The sequence below is a fragment of the Clostridium sp. genome, assembly GCF_036781005.1.
Classification (GTDB): domain Bacteria; phylum Bacillota; class Clostridia; order Clostridiales; family Clostridiaceae; genus Clostridium_B.
On the sequence record NZ_DAIQBT010000021.1, the window covers coordinates 1 to 21879 of the forward strand.

The 21879-nt window shown below is 31.5% G+C and carries 18 protein-coding genes and 3 pseudogenes; 9 read left to right on the top strand and 12 right to left on the bottom strand.

Annotated elements, in window-relative coordinates; all coding sequences use genetic code 11:
• Together V7Q02_RS09745 and V7Q02_RS09750 are read right to left on the bottom strand one after the other, a co-directional pair.
• Positions 1-787, bottom strand: a 787-nt coding sequence (locus tag V7Q02_RS09745; protein ID WP_333860824.1) for a DNRLRE domain-containing protein, incomplete at its 3' end; no start/stop codon positions are given.
• A gap of 430 nt (positions 788-1217) precedes the next feature.
• Positions 1218-2669 carry a DNRLRE domain-containing protein gene (locus tag V7Q02_RS09750; RefSeq protein ID WP_333860825.1) on the bottom strand — a complete coding sequence of 484 codons (1452 nt, stop codon included), beginning with the start codon at positions 2667-2669 and terminating at the stop codon, positions 1218-1220.
• 190 nt (positions 2670-2859) lie between these two features.
• Here V7Q02_RS09750 and V7Q02_RS09755 point away from each other — a divergent pair, with 190 nt between their 5' ends.
• The 3 genes from V7Q02_RS09755 to V7Q02_RS09765 all read left to right on the top strand — a co-directional run bounded on the left by V7Q02_RS09755 (position 2860) and on the right by V7Q02_RS09765 (position 4539).
• Positions 2860-3321, top strand: coding sequence for a PPC domain-containing DNA-binding protein (locus tag V7Q02_RS09755; protein ID WP_333860826.1), 462 nt, complete (start codon positions 2860-2862; stop codon positions 3319-3321).
• A gap of 267 nt (positions 3322-3588) precedes the next feature.
• Entirely contained in the window at positions 3589-3984 is a 396-nt protein-coding gene (locus V7Q02_RS09760; RefSeq protein WP_333860827.1) for a metal-dependent transcriptional regulator, read from the top strand.
• 54 nt (positions 3985-4038) lie between these two features.
• Entirely contained in the window at positions 4039-4539 is a 501-nt protein-coding gene (locus tag V7Q02_RS09765) for an amidase domain-containing protein (protein ID WP_333860828.1), read from the top strand.
• Between the two features lie 145 nt (positions 4540-4684).
• Here V7Q02_RS09765 and V7Q02_RS09770 read toward each other — a convergent pair whose 3' ends face one another.
• On the bottom strand, positions 4685-5440 hold the full coding sequence (locus tag V7Q02_RS09770; protein ID WP_333860829.1) for a class I SAM-dependent methyltransferase: 756 nt from the start codon (positions 5438-5440) through the stop codon (positions 4685-4687).
• A gap of 29 nt (positions 5441-5469) precedes the next feature.
• Positions 5470-5790, bottom strand: a complete 321-nt coding sequence (locus V7Q02_RS09775; protein ID WP_333860877.1) for a heavy metal-binding domain-containing protein — start codon at positions 5788-5790, stop codon at positions 5470-5472.
• A gap of 194 nt (positions 5791-5984) precedes the next feature.
• Between V7Q02_RS09775 and V7Q02_RS09780 the strand changes: the two are divergent.
• Positions 5985-6179 (top strand): annotated as a pseudogene (locus V7Q02_RS09780) (peptide-methionine (R)-S-oxide reductase); the annotation flags it as partial.
• Here the strand turns inward: V7Q02_RS09780 and V7Q02_RS09785 are convergent.
• Positions 6089-6314 (bottom strand): annotated as a pseudogene (locus V7Q02_RS09785) (winged helix-turn-helix domain-containing protein); the annotation flags it as partial. The pseudogenes V7Q02_RS09780 and V7Q02_RS09785 sit on opposite strands and share 91 nt — an antisense overlap.
• A 179-nt stretch (positions 6315-6493) precedes the next feature.
• Between V7Q02_RS09785 and hcp the strand changes: the two are divergent.
• From hcp to V7Q02_RS09800, 3 genes and pseudogenes are all read left to right on the top strand, one after another.
• Positions 6494-8146 (top strand): hydroxylamine reductase, encoded by a 1653-nt coding sequence (hcp, locus tag V7Q02_RS09790; protein WP_333860830.1) that lies wholly within the window; start codon positions 6494-6496, stop codon positions 8144-8146.
• A gap of 415 nt (positions 8147-8561) precedes the next feature.
• A pseudogene (locus V7Q02_RS15945) lies at positions 8562-8700 on the top strand (IS982 family transposase); the annotation flags it as partial.
• Between the two features lie 248 nt (positions 8701-8948).
• Complete coding sequence (locus V7Q02_RS09800; protein ID WP_333860832.1) at positions 8949-9245, top strand: 5-fold beta-flower protein; 297 nt, start codon at positions 8949-8951, stop codon at positions 9243-9245.
• A 229-nt stretch (positions 9246-9474) separates the two neighbouring features.
• Here V7Q02_RS09800 and V7Q02_RS09805 read toward each other — a convergent pair whose 3' ends face one another.
• The 7 genes from V7Q02_RS09805 to V7Q02_RS09835 are packed head-to-tail and all read right to left on the bottom strand — an operon-like array spanning position 9475 to position 18365.
• Positions 9475-10218 (bottom strand): TIGR03943 family putative permease subunit, encoded by a 744-nt coding sequence (locus V7Q02_RS09805; RefSeq protein ID WP_333860833.1) that lies wholly within the window; start codon positions 10216-10218, stop codon positions 9475-9477.
• Entirely contained in the window at positions 10218-11882 is a 1665-nt protein-coding gene (locus V7Q02_RS09810) for a permease (RefSeq protein ID WP_333860834.1), read from the bottom strand. Before V7Q02_RS09810 ends, V7Q02_RS09805 begins: the two co-directional genes overlap by 1 nt.
• A gap of 15 nt (positions 11883-11897) precedes the next feature.
• A complete protein-coding gene (locus V7Q02_RS09815) occupies positions 11898-12866 on the bottom strand; it encodes a GTP-binding protein (protein WP_333860835.1) in 969 nt (322 codons plus the stop codon).
• Positions 12867-12888: 22 nt separating this feature from the next.
• Positions 12889-13545 carry a potassium channel family protein gene (locus V7Q02_RS09820; protein WP_333860836.1) on the bottom strand — a complete coding sequence of 219 codons (657 nt, stop codon included), beginning with the start codon at positions 13543-13545 and terminating at the stop codon, positions 12889-12891.
• A gap of 24 nt (positions 13546-13569) precedes the next feature.
• A complete protein-coding gene (locus tag V7Q02_RS09825; RefSeq protein WP_333860837.1) occupies positions 13570-14922 on the bottom strand; it encodes a TrkH family potassium uptake protein in 1353 nt (450 codons plus the stop codon).
• A complete protein-coding gene (locus V7Q02_RS09830; RefSeq protein ID WP_333860838.1) occupies positions 14919-16646 on the bottom strand; it encodes an ABC-ATPase domain-containing protein in 1728 nt (575 codons plus the stop codon). The genes V7Q02_RS09825 and V7Q02_RS09830 overlap by 4 nt, the downstream gene beginning before the upstream one ends.
• A 45-nt stretch (positions 16647-16691) precedes the next feature.
• Positions 16692-18365 carry an SWIM zinc finger family protein gene (locus V7Q02_RS09835; RefSeq protein ID WP_333860839.1) on the bottom strand — a complete coding sequence of 558 codons (1674 nt, stop codon included), beginning with the start codon at positions 18363-18365 and terminating at the stop codon, positions 16692-16694.
• Positions 18366-18851: 486 nt separating this feature from the next.
• Between V7Q02_RS09835 and V7Q02_RS09840 the strand changes: the two genes are divergently transcribed.
• Positions 18852-20441 carry a spore germination protein gene (locus tag V7Q02_RS09840; protein ID WP_333860840.1) on the top strand — a complete coding sequence of 530 codons (1590 nt, stop codon included), beginning with the start codon at positions 18852-18854 and terminating at the stop codon, positions 20439-20441.
• Between the two features lie 3 nt (positions 20442-20444).
• Positions 20445-21629 (top strand): Ger(x)C family spore germination protein, encoded by a 1185-nt coding sequence (locus V7Q02_RS09845; protein WP_333860841.1) that lies wholly within the window; start codon positions 20445-20447, stop codon positions 21627-21629.
• Positions 21630-21879: the final 250 nt, after the last annotated feature.

Sequence of the window (21879 nt, forward strand, 5' to 3'; positions counted from 1 at the left end):
TGGCTCCAGTTTCTCCGGTTGCTCCAGTTTCTCCTGTGGCTCCGGTATCTCCTGTGGCTCCAGTTTCTCCGGTTGCTCCAGTTTCTCCTGTGGCTCCGGTATCTCCTGTGGCTCCAGTTTCTCCGGTTGCTCCAGTTTCTCCTGTGGCTCCGGTATCTCCTGTTGCTCCGGTGTCTCCCGTCGCTCCTGTGTCTCCCGTTGCTCCGGTTGGACCTGTTGGTCCCGTTGGGCCTGTAATACCAGTAGGTACTAACGTAACATATTCTACATTTAAAAATGGTCTCTGACTAGAAACTTGCCATTCCTTGGAGAAATATCCTATTATAGTATCAATGACATTTTCTATCCCAACCAACGTAATTCCATTATTTGTAATTGAGCCATTAACCCAATCAGTTACTAAATCTGTTATATCAATACTAATAAAACTACCAATATCACCATCCGTTACATTCACAAAATCGCTTGTTGCATTCAATGCAGGCGCGTTATTCCACGTAACTGTATCCTCTGAAAAATCACTTACATTCGTAAATACATTAACAGTTTGCGGTGATAATACTGAATCAGGTGTATCTTTTCTAAAAACAAACAATTCTAGTGAAGCTTGCAATATACTACTTCCAGAAGGAATATTAGACAAATCAAATTTCAGTAAACTTCTAAATATATCATTAAGTGGAACAAATACTCCTGTAAATAAAAGACTTGAACTACCGAAATTTGTATTAGGATTCAATTGAGATATATATGCATCATCACTAGGATTAACTTGTATAACTGGCATAATTTCATCTCCTTATTCTCTTTTGATTCTTATGACAGCATTTATAATTAGCCCATTTATAATATATGTTTCTATAATAAAATTGGTACAATTAAAGCTCAACTAAAAAAGCCCTACAATACGCAGAGGATCAATAATCATTTAATTTAATTGTGCAATAGTCATTTGTATTAGAATTTAACAGGGATATATATGCATCATTACTAGGCTTAACGTGTATAATTGTCATAATTTTATATCCTCGTTCTATTTTAATTTTATAATGCTATTTATACTTTAACTATTATAATATATGTTCTTATTCTAAAGTTAGATATATTAACTAAATATTTACAACGCATGAGAATAAATAATGATCGCACATCAATTTAGATATGCGATCTAAAAAATAATAATTTTAAAAATAATTTTTAGTTAATTTGCTCCAGTATTATCTTTGATCACTGATTGAAGCAACACTATTATTATCAATCAATTCTTGTAAAGGATCATATGGTGCACCTGTTATTGTGCCAACTAATAATGCAATATCTACGGCATTTACCGGAATTCCCCATGAATTGCCTGAGAACACAAATACTGCTCCATCAACAACAAATCCGCGAGTATTATAAACTACATTATCGACTATATTGCCTGTGGAATCTGGATTTAAATAAGCTGGCTGCCTTAAAGAATAAAAGATATTGTTCTGAACTATCAAATCCACTACATTGCTTTGAGTCACAAATCCACGATTCACTACCCATCCTGTTGATGGACCTGCCTGAGGTGGTCCATAAATAACATTATCAACAAGTTTATGATTTGTTCCAGCAAATTGTATGAATTCAACGGCATACGGATTATCGCTGGTAATTGTTAATCCATCTATTGTTACACCACTTCCAGTAACAAGAAACAAAATAACTGCAGCTTGTAATTCCACTAGTGTATTAGGATATCCTTTTAATGTTACTCCAGCTTTATTAATTGTTATTTGAGAAGTAATAGGATAAGTGCCCCCTAATATATGAACAGTTCCTGTTGGTGATACAGCTGTTATACCTTGTTGTATTGTTCCGAATGGCTTGGCCTGAGTTCCATCTCCACCAACTGCTCCTGCTTGAACAAATACTTCAAATGGATTAGGTTCAAAGGTACCTGTTGGTCCTGTTGGACCCGTTGCTCCGGTTGGCCCTGTTGCTCCCGTTGGACCTGTTGGTCCTGTTGGTCCTGTTGGACCGGTATCTCCTGTTGCTCCTCCTGACGGGCCTGTTATTCCAGTTGGGCCGGTTACTCCAGTAGGACCTGTCGGGCCTGTTGGTCCTGTTGGACCTGTTGGACCCGTTGGTCCTGTTGGCCCTAACGTAGTATATTCTATATTTAAAAATGGTCTCTGACTAGGAACTTGCCATTCCTTGGAGAAATATCCTATTATAGTATCAATGACATTTTCTATCCCAACCAACGTAATTCCATTATTTGTAATTGAGCCATTAACCCAATCAGTTACTAAATCTGTTATATCAATACTAATAAAACTACCAATATCACCATCCGTTACATTCACAAAATCGCTTGTTGCATTCAATGCAGGCGCGTTATTCCACGTAACTGTATCCTCTGAAAAATCACTTACATTCGTAAATACATTAACAGTTTGCGGTGATAATACTGAATCAGGTGTATCTTTTCTAAAAACAAACAATTCTAGTGAAGCTTGCAATATACTACTTCCAGAAGGAATATTAGACAAATCAAATTTCAGTAAACTTCTAAATATATCATTAAGTGGAACAAATACTCCTGTAAATAAAAGACTTGAACTACCGAAATTTGTATTAGGATTCAATTGAGATATATATGCATCATCACTAGGATTAACTTGTATAATTGGCATGATTTCATCTCCTTATTCTCTTTTGCTTTTATGACAATATTTATAATTAGGCTATTATAATATATGTTGTTATAATAAAATCGGATACAATAAAAAATATTTATTCCTTTTTAAATAGTAAAAAAACACATTAAATAATATAATTATTTTATAAACAAAATAATTATATATGATAAGAAAGGATAAAAAAATGATATCATCAGAATTAAAAATAGGAAGAACTTTTGGGATAAGGTTTGAGCATGGAAAAGATTTTATGACTGAGCTTGAAGAATTCTGTAGTGTAAATAATGTAAAGCAAGGATACGTACCATTCTTCTCTGGAGATTTCATCGAAATAACTATAGTTGGCACCTGCAACAAAACTGAACATCCTGAAGCACCAATGCTGAATTCACCAGCATATTTCGAAAATGTAGAATCCTTTGGCTGCGGCACTATAGCCTATAATAAAGAAACTGGTAAAATACTTCCTCATTTCCATATAAGCATTGGAAGTAGACTTAGTTCTGCTACAGCACATACAAGCCACTTTATTGGTGGCAAAGTTCAATTTCTTATTGAAATGATACTTGTAGAAGTTCTTTCCCCTTCAATGGAAAGAATCACAGATGAAGATGTATTTAACCTTAAACTTCTGGACTTTATTTAAAATTCTATCAATCAAGTGATTCTTAGATTCAGGTGGAGTTTGATTATAAGGACTTTCTGCCTTTGAACCCTATAACAGTATTTTTAGTGTCCTTAGCACTATAAAATACGTTATCCTTTAGGGAAAGAACTTATCCAGAGGTGCAGCAGTGCTTATCCACCACTTTGAAGAAGATGGGGATGTTGATAAGTAGTAGCCTTCGAATAAACTATTAAAATTTATATCATAGAACTGTTAAAACTACTCTTAATAAGGAGACGAATAATAATGAATAAATTAACCTATACAATGGAAAATTATCTAGAAGCAATATATGAACTTTCAAAAGAAGAATCAGGAGCGAGAGTATCTGACATAGCATATCGTCTGGGTGTTACAAAGGCCAGCACTAATAGGGCAATGACTACATTAAGCGAAAAAGGATTAATTACAAATGAAAAATATAAAGAAATATTTTTAACTGAAGCGGGGAAAAAACTGGCAGAGCAGACTTCTAAAAAACATCATATTCTCCGCAAATTTTTTATTGAGATTTTAAATATTAATCCAGATATCGCAGATAAAGATGCCTGTGCTATAGAACACGTTATCAGCAATGAATCTATTTTTGCCATGCTAGAATATTTTAAAAAATCAGAGCAAATTCCATTAGATAGAAAGTAATTTTTTATTATATATTCACATAAATTATAAAGTAAACAATTTTGTGGAGTACTTATGAATTATAGAAATAATTTATCTTATTCTAGAATAGACGCTGTAAATTATGCCTTAAATTATGCTAAATCGCCAAACCCTGCTTATAAATATTTTCCAGTACACGATGACAACGGAGGTGACTGTACAAATTTTGTATCTCAATGTCTTAAAGCCGGCGGATCCCCAATGGTATCTTCACATAAAAATCAATGGTGGTACAGCGGTCCCAGATGGTCGGTTTCATGGACTGTAGCCGGTTCACTTTATTGGTATTTGAAAATTAATGCTGATGAAAAATTATACGGTACCAAAGGTATAGAAGTTGATTCCGTATCAATGCTTGATATTGGGGATATCATATTTTACAAAAGTAAAAGAGGTAAAATTCAACATTCAGCAATAATAACTTCTTTTTACAAGGATTCTCCCCTAATATCGCAGCATACTCCAAACCATTTAAATATACCCTATGAGAAAGACTGGGCTGTTAAAATGTATTTTCTAAAAATATTCTTATAGCATTTCTTCTTTTAAGAACTATATAATTTGCAATAACACATAGCTAATCTTGAAAAAACTCTTAAATAGCTCGTAAGGTCATTAAGAAAAATTTTTATAATCATCTGTTAGTGTAAATTATATAGTTACAGCAAATACCGTTGGTTCAAATTTTCTTTTTCAAAATTTCTACTCTATATGCGGTTATATAATTCTTACTGTAAGGATAATAATCTTTAACTTTTTGGGGTAAATTATCTAAAATTCCAAATACTTTATCCCTATTTTTTTGTTCTGTTTCCATACGCTCAAACCATTGAGGTAGTTCATATGAAACTTTATGTAAATTCAATTGTCCTCCTTCTAAAGGAAGCTCTCTTAGTAATTTAGTCCATAAACGCGGTGAATATGAAAATACATGAGAACTATCCCTCAATAGTTCAATCTCATTAAATATCTTTTCAGATTCATCTCCATCAACTACAGAGCAATCTAAAATATATAATTTTCCTCCTATTTTTAAAACTCTGCACATTTCTTTAAGGGCGATTTTAATATTTGAAAAGTGGTGGGCAGCTAATCTACAAACAACAATATCAAATGTGCTGTCTGGAATTTTCATATTATGGACATCTTCAATACGAAATTTTATATTGGTAATTCCATTTTCATATGACTGTTTTTTTGCTTCATGTAACATTTCATGTGTAATGTCAATTGCTTCAACCTGCCGAGTATATTGTGCAAGTTTTATAGCTGTGTTACCTGTACCAGTTGCCACATCTAAAACCCTATCTTCAGGTTGTGGATCTAATAATTTTATCATTCTATCAAGATCCCGAGTATTATTATGGACTGAACTATATCTATAATTAGAAGCATTTTTTCCAAAATTTTGTTGTACTTTATTTTGATTTTCCACCTACAGTCCTCCTTCAATTAAATCTATTTTTACCCAACTACTACTGCTGTTCCAGAAACAGTTACCATAAGCATATTTCCGCCCTGTCCCAATACCTCATAATCAATATCTACTCCAATAATAGCATTTGCTCCAACAGCGTATGCCCTATTTTTTAATTCTTCTAACGCTTCTTGTCTAGCCTGTATAAGTTCTCCTTCGTAAGATTTTGAACGTCCTCCAAAAAAATTAGTAAACCCTGCTGCAATATCTTTAATAGCATCTACACCAGAAATTACTTCTCCAAAGACAATCCCTTTATATTCCAAAACTTTTTTTCCCTCTATACAATTTGTAGTTGTTACAATCATCATTATACCTCCATTTTTAAATCTTAAAATACAAAACTTTGAAAAGTTTATTATTAAATATAATCGAGTAATCTTCTATCCACTTTAAATAATATCAAATAATTCTAATATAAAGAAATAATTTAATATCTTAGTTCACTTCTATTATGGTTATAATAAGTATATATTAATATTTTACAATCTAACTGCGGGCTGGCCATGTTTTTGATAACGCTCCAAAGGAATTAACAGGCTTCAGATACTGTATAAATAGTGCTTCCATAAAATTTATACCTTTTTTTATAAATAAAAATTGTATTTATAACTTAAACCTATACCCAGTTCCCCATAATGTTTCTATAAATTCTGGATTTGAGGGATCCTTTTCTATTTTCTTTCTTATCTTCTGAATATGTACTGCTACAGTGGCCAGATCACCAATAAACTCACTTCCCCATATGCTGTCGAATATATAATACTATATTAGGATTTGAAGCTAAAAATATAATCTCGTACTCCTTTGAAGTTAATTTTACTTCTTTCCCATATCCTCATCCCTGTCATCTGAAACAAGTGAGATTAATCTCCCTTCCAATTCCTCCTATATATAGTTAATGAAGTTTGGGTACAATTTTAACACCCACGAAAATATACATGGAATAATTATTATTAAAAATATAATAATAACTATATGAAATAATTATTTACAGGAGGCGATATTAAAATGGGAAATCCTATGTTTTGCTATCAATGTGAACAAACTTTTGGTGGAAAAGGATGTACAAAAAGTGGAGTTTGTGGCAAAACTCCAGAAATTGCAAATTTACAAGATTTATTGATATATCAATTAAAAGGTATATCCTGTTATGCAAAAACCCTAATTGACAGAGGAAAAACCATAGATAAAAATATAGTAATGTTTTTAGAAAATTCCCTGTTCACTACCCTTACAAATGTGAATTTTGACTCAGACTCTCATGTAAAACTACTAAAAGAATCACAGAAGGTAAAAGAATTACTGAGGAATAAATCCCCAGAAAAAGACTATCCAGATGCAGCTACATATAATTTAAGTGACACAAAGGAAGATATGTTAAAGGATTCAGTTAAAGCTGGAATTATGTATGACGAAAATCTGGATGCGGATATCAGATCCCTGCGTTCCACCATATTATACGGATTAAAAGGTATAAGTGCTTATGCCCATCAGGCAAGATTTATAGGATACAACAGCGAACAGGTAGATCAATTCTATTTTTTAGCATTAGAAGCCACCACCAATGATAATTTAACCCTGCAGGATATGATCCGCATGACAATGAGAACTGGTGATATGAGTATAGAGGTTATGAAGACATTGGATAAGGCAAATACATCAAGATATAAGGATCCATCCATTCATAAAGTTAATGTAAGCATAAAAAAAGGTCCTTTTATAATTGTATCAGGGCATGATTTAAGGGATTTAGAAATGCTTCTTAAACAGACAGAAAATAAGGGAATCAATATTTATACCCATGGAGAGATGCTACCTGCACATGGATATCCAGAGCTGAAAAAATATAAACACCTGGTAGGGAACTATGGTTCAGCCTGGCAAAACCAGCAGAAAGAATTTGACGGAATACCTGGATGCATTTTAATGACTACCAATTGTTTAATGAGACCAAGAGAAACATATAAAGATAGAATATTTACCACCAGTGTGGTAGGGTGGGATGGAGTCCAGCACATAGATGTAAATAAAGATGGAACAAAAGATTTTAGTGTAATAATAAATAAGGCCCTGGAACTTGGAGGATTTAAAGAAGATGAAGACCCAAAAGAAATTTTAGTAGGATTTGGTCATAAGGAAACCATGTCTCATGCAAATGAAATAGTAGCCGCAGTAAAAAAAGGCATCATAAGACATTTCTTCTTAATAGGTGGTTGTGATGGAGCAAGGCCTGGCAGAAACTACTATACCAGCTTTGCACAGATGGTGCCAAAGGACTGTGTAATACTTACTTTAGCCTGCGGAAAATACAGATTCAACAAATTGGATTTTGGAACCATTGAAGGCCTTCCAAGATTACTTGATGTGGGCCAATGCAATGATGCCTACTCAGCAGTTAGAATAGCTACAGCCCTTGCAGATGCTTTTGATACAGATGTAAATTCTCTTCCGCTGACAATAATACTATCCTGGTATGAACAAAAAGCAGTAGCGGATTTATTAGCATTACTGTCCCTTGGAATAAAAGGAATATACTTAGGACCAAGTTTGCCTGCATTTATATCCCCTAATATACTTCAATATCTGGTGGATACCTTTGATATAAAGCCAATTAGTACTCCTGAAGAAGACTTGAAAAGTTCTCTTAAACAGACAAATTAAAAAAGTCCTGAAAATAGAAAATTCCCATTTCATAAGAATGTTTTTGGTTTTAAAAATTTGCCATAGAATATATCTATATTTTACGGCTTTTTTTCTGCTCTAAGCCCCGCTTAAGAAGTTAAATTACACTTCCAATCTGTTTTTTAAAAAAGTTATTAAGATTTCTTAATAGTTCACACAGAAGATAAAATTCATGTTAAACTTAAACTATTTCACCAGGAAAAAATTGAAGAAACAGACGAAGACGGAAAAACACAAACTCGTTATAAGACAAGATTCAAGGGTCAGTGGCTTATTTGTGATTTTCACAAAGAACTTGCAGCTCATTTGCAGATCAGAGAGAATCATGAACGCAGAATTTTCAGTTGATAACTAATGTATAGCTTTTGAAGAATACTGCCGGAGCCATTTTATAAATGTATGTCAAATAGAGCACAGCCGCCATAGAAGCTGTACCAATTTTATGGTAAATATAGTTTTCAGGACTGGCAACATATAGTTTTCTTCCTAAAAAGCCTTCTTTGAAATTGGACAAACATTCTTATTTAGCTTAATCACAATATTACTTTAAATTTAAATAAATGTTAAATTATTTTTTAGATTTTCTATATCTATATTTATACAAAATTGTATTTTATTTTTTTCGAACTCAGGTTATTTTAATGTTTCTATTTTTACTATAACTTCCAACTTATAAAATCATCTAATATCTGTAGCAATAGGACTGACTCTTCATATAATATAGCATATAAATTTGACTATTACAACTTATTGAAACACAATAGAAAAAGGTGAGAATTATATGGAAAAAATATACGATAGCAATGATATAAGAGTAGGATGTTTAAAGCATAATGATACTGTTTATGACAGATATCATAGAGTTGTAGGATATATTGATGCTCCAGTGCTTTACGATGCAGATTACAGACAAGTCGGATATGTAAAAAATGGAACCATATATAAACGTAATGGCCATCCGGCCTGTTATTTCAATGGTTGGCATGTTCATGACATGAAGGGGCATAGATTGGGGCATGTAAACAGTTCCTGGTTGGGACTGCTTGCAGCTGGACTGTTGTTAAGTCTGTATTATTAATTTTCAGTACCTAGATAAATCTATGAAAAACTTTGGGTAAAGCAAATAAAAAACACTCCCTTAAAGCAATAATTTCAAATGATAAATTTATAATTATTGGCATAAAGGAGTGGTTTTTTATAAAGTTGGAAAGAACCACTTTCATGCCAGTGCCATTAACATATAGATTTTCCTAATAGTCATGCCGTCTTTTCTAATTGGGAACGTACCTAGGTTTGTGTAAAACAAATCAAGGATAAATATATACATTCTCTGGGGCTTCTATACTTTCTATTTTTTGTACAACTATTAAAGGTATTATGTCTCCCTTATTTGCACCGCCACTTCCATATGTAGTACTTTCAAGGGTACCTTCTACACTTATCCATTGTTCTCTGTTAAGCTGTGGTGCATTGTCCCATCTGCACATTAATCCTACAACTTGAGCATCAGCAGCACAACAGCTCATCATCATTCTTGCCACAACAAATTCATTTTCCTCAAAACCCTCTTCTTTATACACGAAACCTTTTATTATTATCTTCTTTCCAATATACTGCTGAACATTGCCTTCCAATCTAAAAATATTTTCATAATAATTGTGATCCTGAAATAAAATTACATCTCCTGTAATATCTTTATTTATATTCTCTCTGGCTGAACTGTTATTATTTGAATTAGCTATCGTTACCCCTTTGTTGTCAGTAATTTCTCCATTCAAATTACCTGGAACTGTGGTAAATCCAATTAAAATCACTACAAAAAACATTAAATAACTTACTCTAAATTTATTTCTGGTCATTACTGTAAATATTCTTGTGAATTGAAATAAAGCCAATATAAAAATTGCCACTACGGTAATCTTTATATACATAGACATTTTAGGGTTAATAAAGCCATTAATCTTTCCTGTTTTCAATAAATAACATAAAAAAACATTAAAAGTTATAAAAATAATAAATTTTATAAACTCTTCCGTATTAAACCTTCTCATTACACCACCCCCAAAGAGGCTAATATATTTATTATACAGCCGATTATGTAACAAATAGATAAAATACATATTATCAATCTTATGACAAAACCTTTTTTAAAGCTTGCCCCAAGCATTATGGTATTTTTTATATCCAGCATAGGTCCTAAAATCATAAATACAGAAACAGACCCCAGCGTAAACTGATTTAAAAATGTCCTTGCAATAAAAGCATCTGCCTCAGAGCAAACTGATAGCACAAATGCTAAAAACATCATTACAATTATAGAATATAAATTATGTTTTCCAAGAGAAGTTATAATGTTTCTAGGTACAAATGCCTGAAATACCGAGGACAATAGCGCACCTATTATTAAATACTTGCTTATATCAAAAAATTCAATTGTGGTATGCTCTAAAACACTTGAAATTTTTGAATTTTTTAAGCTATATTGATGACTATAACCACATCCGCAGAAAATGTCACCCCGGCTCTGAAACATTTCTTCTTTTACTGGAATTTCTCTGCCTTGAACAATTTCTACGAGGAAACCTATGGTTACAGCTGCTAAAATTCCAAATACTGCCCTTAACAATACAACACTTGGTCTATTATAAAAAGCACTATAGGTGGCTAATAGTACAACAGGGTTCACTATAGGTACCGCAAGCATAAATGTAACAGCTATACTGGCTGGAACGCCTTTTTTCATAAGCCTCCTTGTTATAGGAACAATGGCACATTCACATACTGGAAATACAAATCCCATTAAGGAAGCTCCCATAATTCCTAGAAATTTATTTTTAGGAAGCACCTTTGAAATAAATTTATCTGATATAAAAACTTGTATCACTGCTGAAATAAAAGAGCCTAAAAGTATAAATGGAATAGCCTCCAGCATTATACTGATAAATATGACAAAAAAACTGTTACCAAAGCTTAAATTAAAATCAGTGAATTCTCTTATTCCATTAAACATAAAAAGAAGCAATACCCCTAAAATCATATATATGATTATTTTTGCACTGCTCCGTTGAGTTTCTTCCATATGACAGGAATCATTGTTATTTCCTCCATAAAAGTAATCCCTTATAATTGTTTTTATATTTTTAAAAACTCTATTTTTGAATATACCTGCTTTCAAAAGTTCTTCTTCCAGGCAATGAATATCTTTAATTCCCAGTATAACTGCATGGGAGTTAATTTTTTCAACCTTCTTTTTAATCCTCCATTGGTCTTCTTTATTCATTCCTTTAAAATTATTCATCATTATTAAATTACTATTATACACAGGTGGAAAAATAAAAGGTTCCATATTACTCAAATAAAGTTCAAAACTTTCTGCATCTAATATGTTGAATATAGTTGATATACTGCATGTACTCCTTATTTCATCCTGATTTAATACATCTAACAAATCCTGCAATAAGGTTGCTCCATTATGTTCAATAATAATCCTATGAGGTTTATAACTTTCAATCACATCCATTGAAATTACATTCTCCATGGTAACTTGTCCACTTTTTATATATTTGTCTTCAATACTTTTTTCTCCCATTTCATTTTGAAATATAAGCACTCGTTCCCCCTGAGATAAGGTATTGCCAAGGAAAGCATTTATAAAAGTAGTTTTTCCTGTCCCTAAAAATCCTGTAACTATTTCTATATTAATTTTTTTTATCATACATTATACCTCATATTAAGCAGTAAACAGCTTATCTATATAATCCTTGTTTATTTTACATCCTATTACACATACTCTTCCAATAAAATCAGATGTAGTTTCCCTTATATTCAATTCATTTGGTACATAATCAAACTCTATCCATTTTTCATTTTCAACCTGAAATATCCCCTTTGCCCTGAGCACTTTTCCAGTAAGTTTTTCATTTCCCAACTTATTTAAATTATTAATCAATTTGTTTTTATTGTATACTAATGAAGTTTCCATTCCATAACTGTCAAAAATGTCATCTACACCATTTTGTTTTTTATTTGAAACTCTTGTACCAATTATATTTAATTTCGTCCTTTTAATCCTTACTGCCTGGTTTAAAAGTTCACCCTTGAAATCTTCCCTGGCAGCTTTGACAATTTTATCCCCCTTTAGCTGCTGAATAGGGGTGGTAACAATACTGCACTTCCCATTGAACTTTTTAATTTGTTCTATTACCGATTGAATCTTTTCACTGCTTTGATTTTCTGTTCTAGTTAAAACAATACACCTGGTACTTTTAATCTGATCCTTATAAAAATCTCCAAAATTCATTATATAAGCATTGAATTTTGTTACATCTATCAAAGTTATAACCAGATTTAAATTCACTATTTTTTTAAGGTCATCACTATTTATAATCTTCAATATTTCTGAAAGTTTCCCAACACCGGAAGGTTCTATTATAATGCTTGAGGGCTTGTATTTATTGCATACCTCCTTTATAGCCCTTTTAAAATCCCCGGTAATGGTACAACATATACAGCCTGCATTTATTTCCTTTACTTTCACATTTGTTTCCCTTAAAAAACTTCCATCTATAGGCACTTTCCCAAATTCATTTTCTATTATAGCTACATTTTCTGCATATACTTTTTCAAAAATCAACTTTTTAATAAGAGTAGTCTTTCCTGCCCCTAAAAACCCCGAAAAAATATCGACTCTGGTTTTCATAAATACATACCTCCTTATCCAATCAAATACTATTTTCTAATTTTTCAATTTCCTTTTGTCTTCCTATAGCAACAATTATATCCCCTTCTAAAAATACAAAATCTGAAGCAGGTGATACATTTATATCGTCACCTCTTTTTATTATTATAATATTTATTCCATACTTAGACCTTATATTCAATTGTTTTAGATTTTTTCCAATCCATTTTTTTATACATAGTATTTCCGCTACTCTATATTCCGGGGATAACGCTATAAAATCCAGTATATTATTTGATACCAGATTATGGGCAATTCTAACCGCTGTATCTTTTTCAGGAAAAACCACTTTATCAGCTCCTATTTTATATAAGATTTTGGCATGCAAATCTGTGTTGGCCTTGGCAAGTACAAACTTCATACCCATTTCCTTTAACAGCAAAGTAACTATAACGCTACTTTGAATATCGGTACCTATTCCTATTACAGCTACATCAAAATTGTTCACACCAAGAGCCTTCAGGTTCTCCTCTTCAGTAGCATCTGCTTCAACTGCCTGTGTAACATAAGGAGTTATATCCTCAACATTATCTGCCCTTAAATCTACTGCAAGTACATCATTTCCAAGCTCATAAAGAGTCCTAGCTATTGATTTTCCAAATCTGCCCAAGCCTACTACTAGGTATTGCTTTTTTTTCATAAAATCACCTTCAGTTTTTAGATTTTATCCAATTAACATTTTACCTTGGGGGTATTTTATGGATTTAGGTATTTTTCTATTTACCATAGACAATACTATTGTAAGACTACCTAGTCTTCCAAAAAACATACCCACAATTATAATAATTTTTCCTATGCTGCTTAACTCAGATGTAATTCCTAAACTTAATCCTACAGTTCCAAAGGCCGATACACATTCGAAAATTATAGATTCTAAAGATTGATTTTTTTCACTTACACCCAATATGAAACAAAATGTTAAAATACAAATTATATAAACTACAAATATTGCAACAGCTCTGTAAACCAAATCTTTTTTTATAGTTCTTTTATAAATTTCAGTTTCCCCCCTGCCTTTTATTATGGATACAGCTGTCATTATAATTAGAGCCGCTGTAGTTGTTTTTATTCCCCCTGCGGTAGAACCTGGTGCCCCACCTATAAACATAAATACAATAGATAAAAGTTTACTGTTTTCACTTATATCAGACATAGAAATCGAGTTAAATCCAGCGGTCCTTAAAGAAGTTGAAAAGAAAAATGAAGATAATAACTTATTTTGTAGATTCATATTTTTTATAGTAACTGGATTATCAAATTCAAATAGCAATAAAAGTATAGTTCCAGAAATTAAGAGTATAATAGTCATTGTTATACAAACCTTTGAATGAAAAGAAAGTCTTTTTGTATATTTAAAGCTTAAATTATATATTTCCTGCCATACATAAAACCCCAATCCTCCAATGATAATCAATATACTTATGGTAAATATTATTGTAAAATTATCATAATAAGGCATTAAACTTCTACCCTCTCCCACCAAATCTATACCAGCGTTACAGAAAGCAGACACAGAATGAAAAATTGAATAAAAAAGTCCTCTATAAACTCCAAATTGGGGAACAAACTGAGAACATAGAATAACTGCACCTACGGCCTCTACTAAAAAAGTAAACAGCAATATGTATTTTGACATTTTTACAAGTCCCTGTATATTAAAAGAATTAAGTGACTCGTGAATTAAAAGTCTTTCTCTTAATGTAATTTTCCTTCCTAGAATTAATGCAATAAGCGTAGAAAATGCCATAAATCCAAGCCCTCCAACTTGAATTAAAATTAAAATCACAGTTTTCCCAAAATAATTCCAATGAGTCCCTGTATCCACTGTTGTAAGTCCCGTCACACAGGTCGCAGATGTAGCTACAAATAATGAATCTATAAAATTAGTATACTTATGATTTTGAGAGGATATAGGGAGACATAATAAAATAGCACCTACCATAATTATTAACAAAAACCCCCATATTAAAATTTGAATTTCACTTATTTTAAATAGTGGTCTACTTTTAAGTTTCATTTAAAATTCACCTTCGATATTTTTATCTTTAATCTCCTATAGCGGTTCAAAGCAGCACAAAATTCATATTTTCTAGGCAGTGCCAGATTGCCCGGGTGGCCTGTATAGGGAGAAATAGAATCTAGCCCATACTTTTCTATCTGCTCATATAATTTATTTACAGCTTGGAAAATAGATATCTTATCATCTAAAATACTCTTTCTCAAAAAATCAATCATCACAGCAATACAATTGGTCTGGCTGTCATCTATTAATTGTTCCAAAGCAGAAAGATCGATAATTTCTTTTCCATATAAAATTTTATATTTTCCTTTACACTTAATACGCTCTTCTTTTCCCCTTCCTGGAAATCCCGTCTTTAAAGGTATTCTATGTGTAATTTCTCCAAATTTACTGTTTATGATCCCTTCCCGTCTGTATCCATGGGAAGCTGCAATCTCTTTGGCAGTGGCTGTTACATCCTTCGGAACATATTCATCCATCATAATAATTTGGTGGGCTACATCAAAATAATCTCCTGAACCTCCCACTATTAATATAGTTGAAACCCCATTTTCATCATATAATGATTTTACCTTGTCAATAAAAGGTGTTATTGGTTCTTTATCATTTGAAACCAGTTTTTGCATTCGCCCATCTCTTATCATAAAATTGGTGGCAGAGGTATCTTCATCAATCAGTAAAAGAGAAGTTCCAACTTCCAAAGCTTCCACCACATTTGCCGCTTGAGAAATACTTCCGCTTGCATTTTCCGTGGAAAATTGGAAAATATCTTTATTGCCCGGAAGATTATTTATAAAGGTGCTGATATTAACTTTTTCTACATTTCTTCCATCCTCAGCACGAATTTTTACTGCATCCTCCAAGGTGATTACAAATTCCCTGCCATCACCGGGGATATGATTGTATACTCCAAGTTCAAGTGCCTTAAGTAATGTGGATTTTCCGTGGTAACCTCCACCCACAATTAAAGTTATTCCCTTAGGTATCCCCATTCCTGTAATTTTGCCATTATAAGGCAATAAAATTTCTGTCTCAAATTTTTTAGGACTTTTAAAAGGAATCCCTTCCTTAGATAAGGGTTTGTCAGATATACCACTTTTTCTTGGCAAAATAGACCCATTGGCAATAAAGGCAACAAGCCCCTTTTTTTTCAATTCCTTTCTGATATACATTTGATCCTGAATTAAATTTACCTGATTTTTTAATGCTTTTTCATCAATATTTTTATATAACAAAGAACTATCTACTATTTTAGGAAGAACATCCTGAAAAATACGGTTGGCAGCTTTACCTAAAACCCGTCTTCCTGCAGCAGGCAAACCAATTTCAAATCTAACTTCAATGTGATTATCTTTAATCAAAACTGCTGTTCTCTCAAGCATTTCCTGTCCGCAATGATCAATTGACAACAGTCCGCTTCCCCCTGTTCCATCAACACCCTTGTTTAGATGTTTAATATTATTATCAAAAACCCTTATGAGAAAATCGGAAACAGCTGTTATTTTTTCTTTAGAATCAACTAGCTCATCTGGTATACCTGTGATATCACGATTAATTACAATGCGGACTTTAGAGGGAGGAGCATATGGATCTGCCTGGACATGGTCAACCAAAAGTTTGTAGCCTCTAAAATTATATACTCCCTTTATTTGTTTATAAGCAGAATACCCACGCCCATCTATAGACATCAACAATTTTTCAAGTTCATGATGGTTTTTCAAATTAAATGCCTCCTAATTATACGTTTTTTAATAATATCTTTTCATTTATCTGATTTTATTAAGTTCATCTACAAATGCCGGTCTTTTCCTATATAAAACATTCAGTTCATTTATCATGCCTTTTTGTTTCTCTTCTCCAGCTATTTTTTTATACCTTTTCAGTATCTCACACACTCTCTGATAATCCTTTCTATTTGATGAGAAACTTGCTGAGGATTTTATATGTTTACTATAAATATCTATAACATCATCTTTAAACTTATTTACCAGCATATCTGCGTATCTTTCTATACTTGTTGGATTTTTTCTCACAAATTCCATTATTTCATCTAAATCATTTTTCTCTACTATAAGCTTAAGGTAAATACTTGTTCCATATCCATTTCTGTCATTTTTCAATTCTTGTTTTAAATTATTATATAATATTTCTTTATCTCCTGCAGCTAATTCTTTTAATTCATCATAATATTCAAAATCTCCATGAAGTAAGAGTTCTTTTGCCAATTTGAATTGTTCTTCTTTTAATGAGAGATCTTTATAAGCTGTGTATCTTATTTTTTTCCATGTTGATATCAGCCCTCTATACTGCTTATCTTGTTTTTCTCCTTCTAAAGCTAATTCTATTACTTTGTGGTAATTTTTTTCTTTAATATATTTATTTATAAGTAATTCTCTGAAATATGTGAATACACGATTATCTCTTATAAAATTATCTTCTTCTTTTTTTGTACCATATTTTTTTATCATATCAAATAATATTCTCATCATACTTTCATTCATGTATTTTCCATATTCTTTATTCAAATTTTTATTTAGTAAATATTCTATTTTTTCCCTTAATTTCTCCCTGAATTCTTCTACATCAGCAAATTCTGTACATAGCCTAAGCATCTCAATTTTATATTCATCCCATCCTCCGAAAACCTCATTATTACTTTCTTCTAATATCTTATTAAATACTTTTTCTCTCAAGTTTATATTTGAAATATCTATTTTCATTACAATTTCCTTTATCATATCTATAGTTTCATTTACTAAAGATCCTATTTCTCCGTTAGAATCATCTGCATACTGGAAAGCTTCAACAGCTTCATTAAATAGTAAAAAAGCAATATCCAAAGCTAATAATATATCCTCTGTATTTTTTATCTTTCCTAATAAGTCTTCCATATCACTGACAAAGCCATAGGTTTCACTGTATTTTATAAATCTTTCTCTTCCCGTATATTTTCTTACAATAGAATCTATAAGATTTTTGCACCTTTCAAGTTCCTGTTTGTGATTACCTTTTGAGTACCTGACAATAATACTATTTTTCAAGATTTTATCTTTTTCCGTTATGTCTATTATAATTTTGATTAATTCATCTTTAGAAATATTGTCTAACACTTCCTTGAATGTTGGCTGATTCACTGTTTCTTTTTTTATGCTTTTTATGTTATCCTCATTATTTAAAATATCATATAGCTGAAAATAAGCTGCTGCTTCATGTTTACATACAAGCCCAAATTCATAAGGACAATCACACTGAGAATACAATATTTCTCCCATATCATCCAACTTTACTACAACCTTATAATCCTTACTTCCCTGAATTTGAAAAATATATTCATTGTTCCCCTGACTATAAGTTTCAAGTATATTTCCCGCGTCATAATATGCACATCCTCTATCTAAAATTTTTTTATCTATATGGTTTTTAAAATTATTTAAATTCATCTTTCATTCCTCCTAAGCAATTAAAAAATATTTATCCCAACGTTACCATTGCTAACACCCCATCTTCCTCAAAGTAGTGAGTAACCTGGATAGGCTTTTCTAAAATTCAGATGAAGATATGCATTCCTCATGAACAAACTCCACCTGAATCTTAGAATAACTTGATAAAAAAGAATATCCCTCGCACTAAAGATGTAGTATTTCCTGGGTTACCATGAGCTTAGTGGAGGGTTACTTGTGAGTATTTTACCATACTTTTACACTATTGACCATAAAAAATATGGCAATTCAGAAAATGAACTCTAGGCTACTATCAGTAGAATAAAAATATTTTTATCCAAGCACCCTAATTAACTATTTTTAAACAATCTTTTACTTATTTTTTCATCTTATCACCTTTGAATACCATATTGAATATTTTCGCTCATAATACACACAATAATTATAAGTTATAAACTAATTTTTATAGCAGGAGTGATTTTAATTGTGAAGAAATTTTTTAATTCTAAAAGCACCTCAACTTTAGCCCCCATTTATACAGAAAAATCATCTTATGCCGAAGAATATTTACCTTTAAGTAAATCTCTTTCAGATAATTTAAATATTTTATATAGCTTATTTTCAGATTGTATTGATATTGTTTATCATGAATTTTTTATAGATACAATTAAACGTTCTTCTGTTCTTATTTTTATAAATGGACTTGCAGATATTAAATTAATTAATGAAAGTATAATAACATCAATTATGAATATTAAAGAAATGCCTTCAGAATTACTAACATCCGACCATATTACGCAAATAGCAAAAAAACATTTTCTTAAAATTGCCGATACAAGTGAACTATCAACTATTGGAGAAGTTGTATATACTTTACTAAATGGAAATACTGTATTTTTACTAGATGGAGATATTAATGCTTTAAAAATCACAACACCAGGCTGGAAGGAAAAAAACATATCAGAAACAAACACTGAAAAGGTAGTTAGAGGACCAAATGAAAGCTTTACAGAAAATATTTCTACTAATGTTTCTCAGCTTAGACGAAAGATCAAATCCTACCAATTAAAAATTGAAGAATTTATAGTTGGTAGACAGACCCAAACAAAAATAAATATTACTTATTTAAAAGGTATAGTGGATGACAATATTGTTAAAGAGGTAAGAGAAAGAATTGAAAAAATAGACGTAGACTCTATTTTGGAAAGTGGATACATAGAAGAATTAATAGAGGACACATCCTATACACTGTTTCCACAAATTCAACATAGTGAAAGGCCAGACAAAGTAGCAGCTGGGATTTTAGAAGGCAGAGTAGCAGTTTTAGTGGATGGTACACCTTGTGTTCTTATACTTCCTGCCACTATGATTCAATTTCTACAAGCTAGCGAAGATTATTATGAAAGATACCCAATTGCTTTACTCATTCGCTTAATACGTTTAATTTTTTTCGGAATTTCACTTTTACTTCCCGGATCTTTTGTAGCAATTATTTTATATCATAAGGAAATGATTCCTACCCCCCTATTTATTAGCATCCTTGGAGCTGCACGGGGAGTTCCTTTTCCTATTGTCTTGGAAGTATTAATGATGGAGATAACCTTTGAAGCCTTTAGAGAAGCAGAAATTCGCCTTCCTGCACCTGTTAATCAAACTGTAGGTATGGTAGGTGCACTTGTCATTGGTGATGCGGCTGTTAGAGCCGGTATTGTTTCGCCTATTATGGTTATCATTATAGCTATTACAGCAATAGCTTCCTTTGGTATTCCATCTTATGATATGGGTTACACTATTCGCATTTTACGGTTTTTTATGATTTTTTTAGGGGCATTTTTGGGTTTATATGGAATTATGTTAGGTGTTATTCTAATCTTAATTCATCTGTCATCATTAAGATCCTTTGGCGTAAATTATCTTTCCCCTATTTCACCTTTAAATTTAAGAGGGCTTAAAGATTTCATAGTAAGATTTCCTTGGTGGCATATGAGGCATAGACCACATTATGCCATCAATTCACGCCGCCAGGGATCTCATTTAAAACCTCACCCACCTACTAAAAATAAGAAAGGATACTAAAATATGAAAGATACTATCAGGCATAGATTGATATTATTTAATATTTTCATTTTTATATCTTTTATTTTACTTTGTGGGTGCGGTAACGATAAAATTGAGTTGAATGAAACTTCTATTGTAATGGGTATAGGTATTGATAAAATATCTGGCGATAAACCCTTTCTTGTAACATTAGAAATTATTGATCCCAAATCTTCTCGAAGTGACAATAATACGTATCAAAAGGGGAATAGATCCATTATAAAAATAAGCACAGGTAAATCTATTTTTGATGCAATCCAAAACTTCTCAAAAAACAATTCTACGATTGTAGATTTTTCACATACTAAAACAATCATTCTTTCAAAAAATTTATGTGAATCAAAAGTTTGTGAAGTAATGGACTATTTAAATAGAAATCGTGAAATTCGTAGTATTAATTGGATACTTGTTGCCAATAAAACAGCCCGGGAAATTTTAGAGAGTAAGATACCTGGAGAAGATACCACTTCAATGGGTATAACCAATATGATGGAACGATTTAAAAAGGATCCATCTATTTTACCTGTTACCCTAAATACTTTTATTATAGAATCAAAAAAGGAATCGAAGACAAGTTTTGCTCCTGTAATCGAACTTAAAAATTCAAAAGATAATACTGGCGGAAAAATCATAATTGAAAAAACAGCTATTTTTAAAAATAATCGTTTAATTGGAACTCTAACAAATGAAGAATCTAAAAACTTATTATGGTTAATTGATTATTCAAAAGGTCATATGGTTATATTCCTGGATAAATTAATGAAAAATAATGAGAATATAACTGCAGATATTTTTAAAAAATCCAATAAAATTATTCCTCATATAACTGGAGATAAAGTTAATATAGAAATTGAATGTACAGGAGATGCCTTTATTAGAGAAATACAAAATATTACTATGAGTCCTGAAATGTTAGATAAGTTAGAACATAACATTGAAATAGCACTGACAAATCAATTAGGTGAATTGGTAGATAAATCACAGAAACATTTCAATGCAGACTTTGTCGGTTTTTCAACAAAAATATATAATAATTATCCCCAAAAGTGGATTACCATGAAAAAAGATTGGGATAAAATATTTCCAAATATAAATTATAAAATTAATTTTAAAATTAAAATAACTAATATAGGTATAATTAAAGACTCTGTTATATCAAATGATTGAGTATACTTACTAATTTTAAGTACCTTAAGGAGGAAAAAGCTAAATGATAGCAATCATAATTATTTCAATATTGCTAATATGTATACTGGAAGGAATTCCTTTAATGAAAAAAAAATGTGGAAAGAATTATTGTCCGTGGGGTTCATACTATTAATATGCTTATTTCTTCAAATTGGTAAAAGTTTAGGTATAATTACTCCAATAAATCTTATAGGAAAATTATTTGAACCCTTGGGAAGAATATTTTTCA

What these genes read in the sequence shown, in the direction of transcription:
- hcp (WP_333860830.1), top strand. Translation starts at nt 6,494, where the DNA reads ATGGGAAATCCTATGTTTTGCTATCAATGTGAACAAACTTTTGGTGGA.
- V7Q02_RS09835 (WP_333860839.1), bottom strand. Translation starts at nt 18,365, where the DNA reads ATGAATTTAAATAATTTTAAAAACCATATAGATAAAAAAATTTTAGAT.
- V7Q02_RS09810 (WP_333860834.1), bottom strand. Translation starts at nt 11,882, where the DNA reads ATGATAAAAAAAATTAATATAGAAATAGTTACAGGATTTTTAGGGACA.
- V7Q02_RS09755 (WP_333860826.1), top strand. Translation starts at nt 2,860, where the DNA reads ATGATATCATCAGAATTAAAAATAGGAAGAACTTTTGGGATAAGGTTT.
- V7Q02_RS09825 (WP_333860837.1), bottom strand. Translation starts at nt 14,922, where the DNA reads ATGAAACTTAAAAGTAGACCACTATTTAAAATAAGTGAAATTCAAATT.
- V7Q02_RS09845 (WP_333860841.1), top strand. Translation starts at nt 20,445, where the DNA reads ATGAAAGATACTATCAGGCATAGATTGATATTATTTAATATTTTCATT.
- V7Q02_RS09800 (WP_333860832.1), top strand. Translation starts at nt 8,949, where the DNA reads ATGGAAAAAATATACGATAGCAATGATATAAGAGTAGGATGTTTAAAG.
- V7Q02_RS09760 (WP_333860827.1), top strand. Translation starts at nt 3,589, where the DNA reads ATGAATAAATTAACCTATACAATGGAAAATTATCTAGAAGCAATATAT.
- V7Q02_RS09775 (WP_333860877.1), bottom strand. Translation starts at nt 5,790, where the DNA reads ATGATTGTAACAACTACAAATTGTATAGAGGGAAAAAAAGTTTTGGAA.
- V7Q02_RS09750 (WP_333860825.1), bottom strand. Translation starts at nt 2,669, where the DNA reads ATGCCAATTATACAAGTTAATCCTAGTGATGATGCATATATATCTCAA.
- V7Q02_RS09820 (WP_333860836.1), bottom strand. Translation starts at nt 13,545, where the DNA reads ATGAAAAAAAAGCAATACCTAGTAGTAGGCTTGGGCAGATTTGGAAAA.
- V7Q02_RS09815 (WP_333860835.1), bottom strand. Translation starts at nt 12,866, where the DNA reads ATGAAAACCAGAGTCGATATTTTTTCGGGGTTTTTAGGGGCAGGAAAG.
- V7Q02_RS09765 (WP_333860828.1), top strand. Translation starts at nt 4,039, where the DNA reads ATGAATTATAGAAATAATTTATCTTATTCTAGAATAGACGCTGTAAAT.
- V7Q02_RS09805 (WP_333860833.1), bottom strand. Translation starts at nt 10,218, where the DNA reads ATGAGAAGGTTTAATACGGAAGAGTTTATAAAATTTATTATTTTTATA.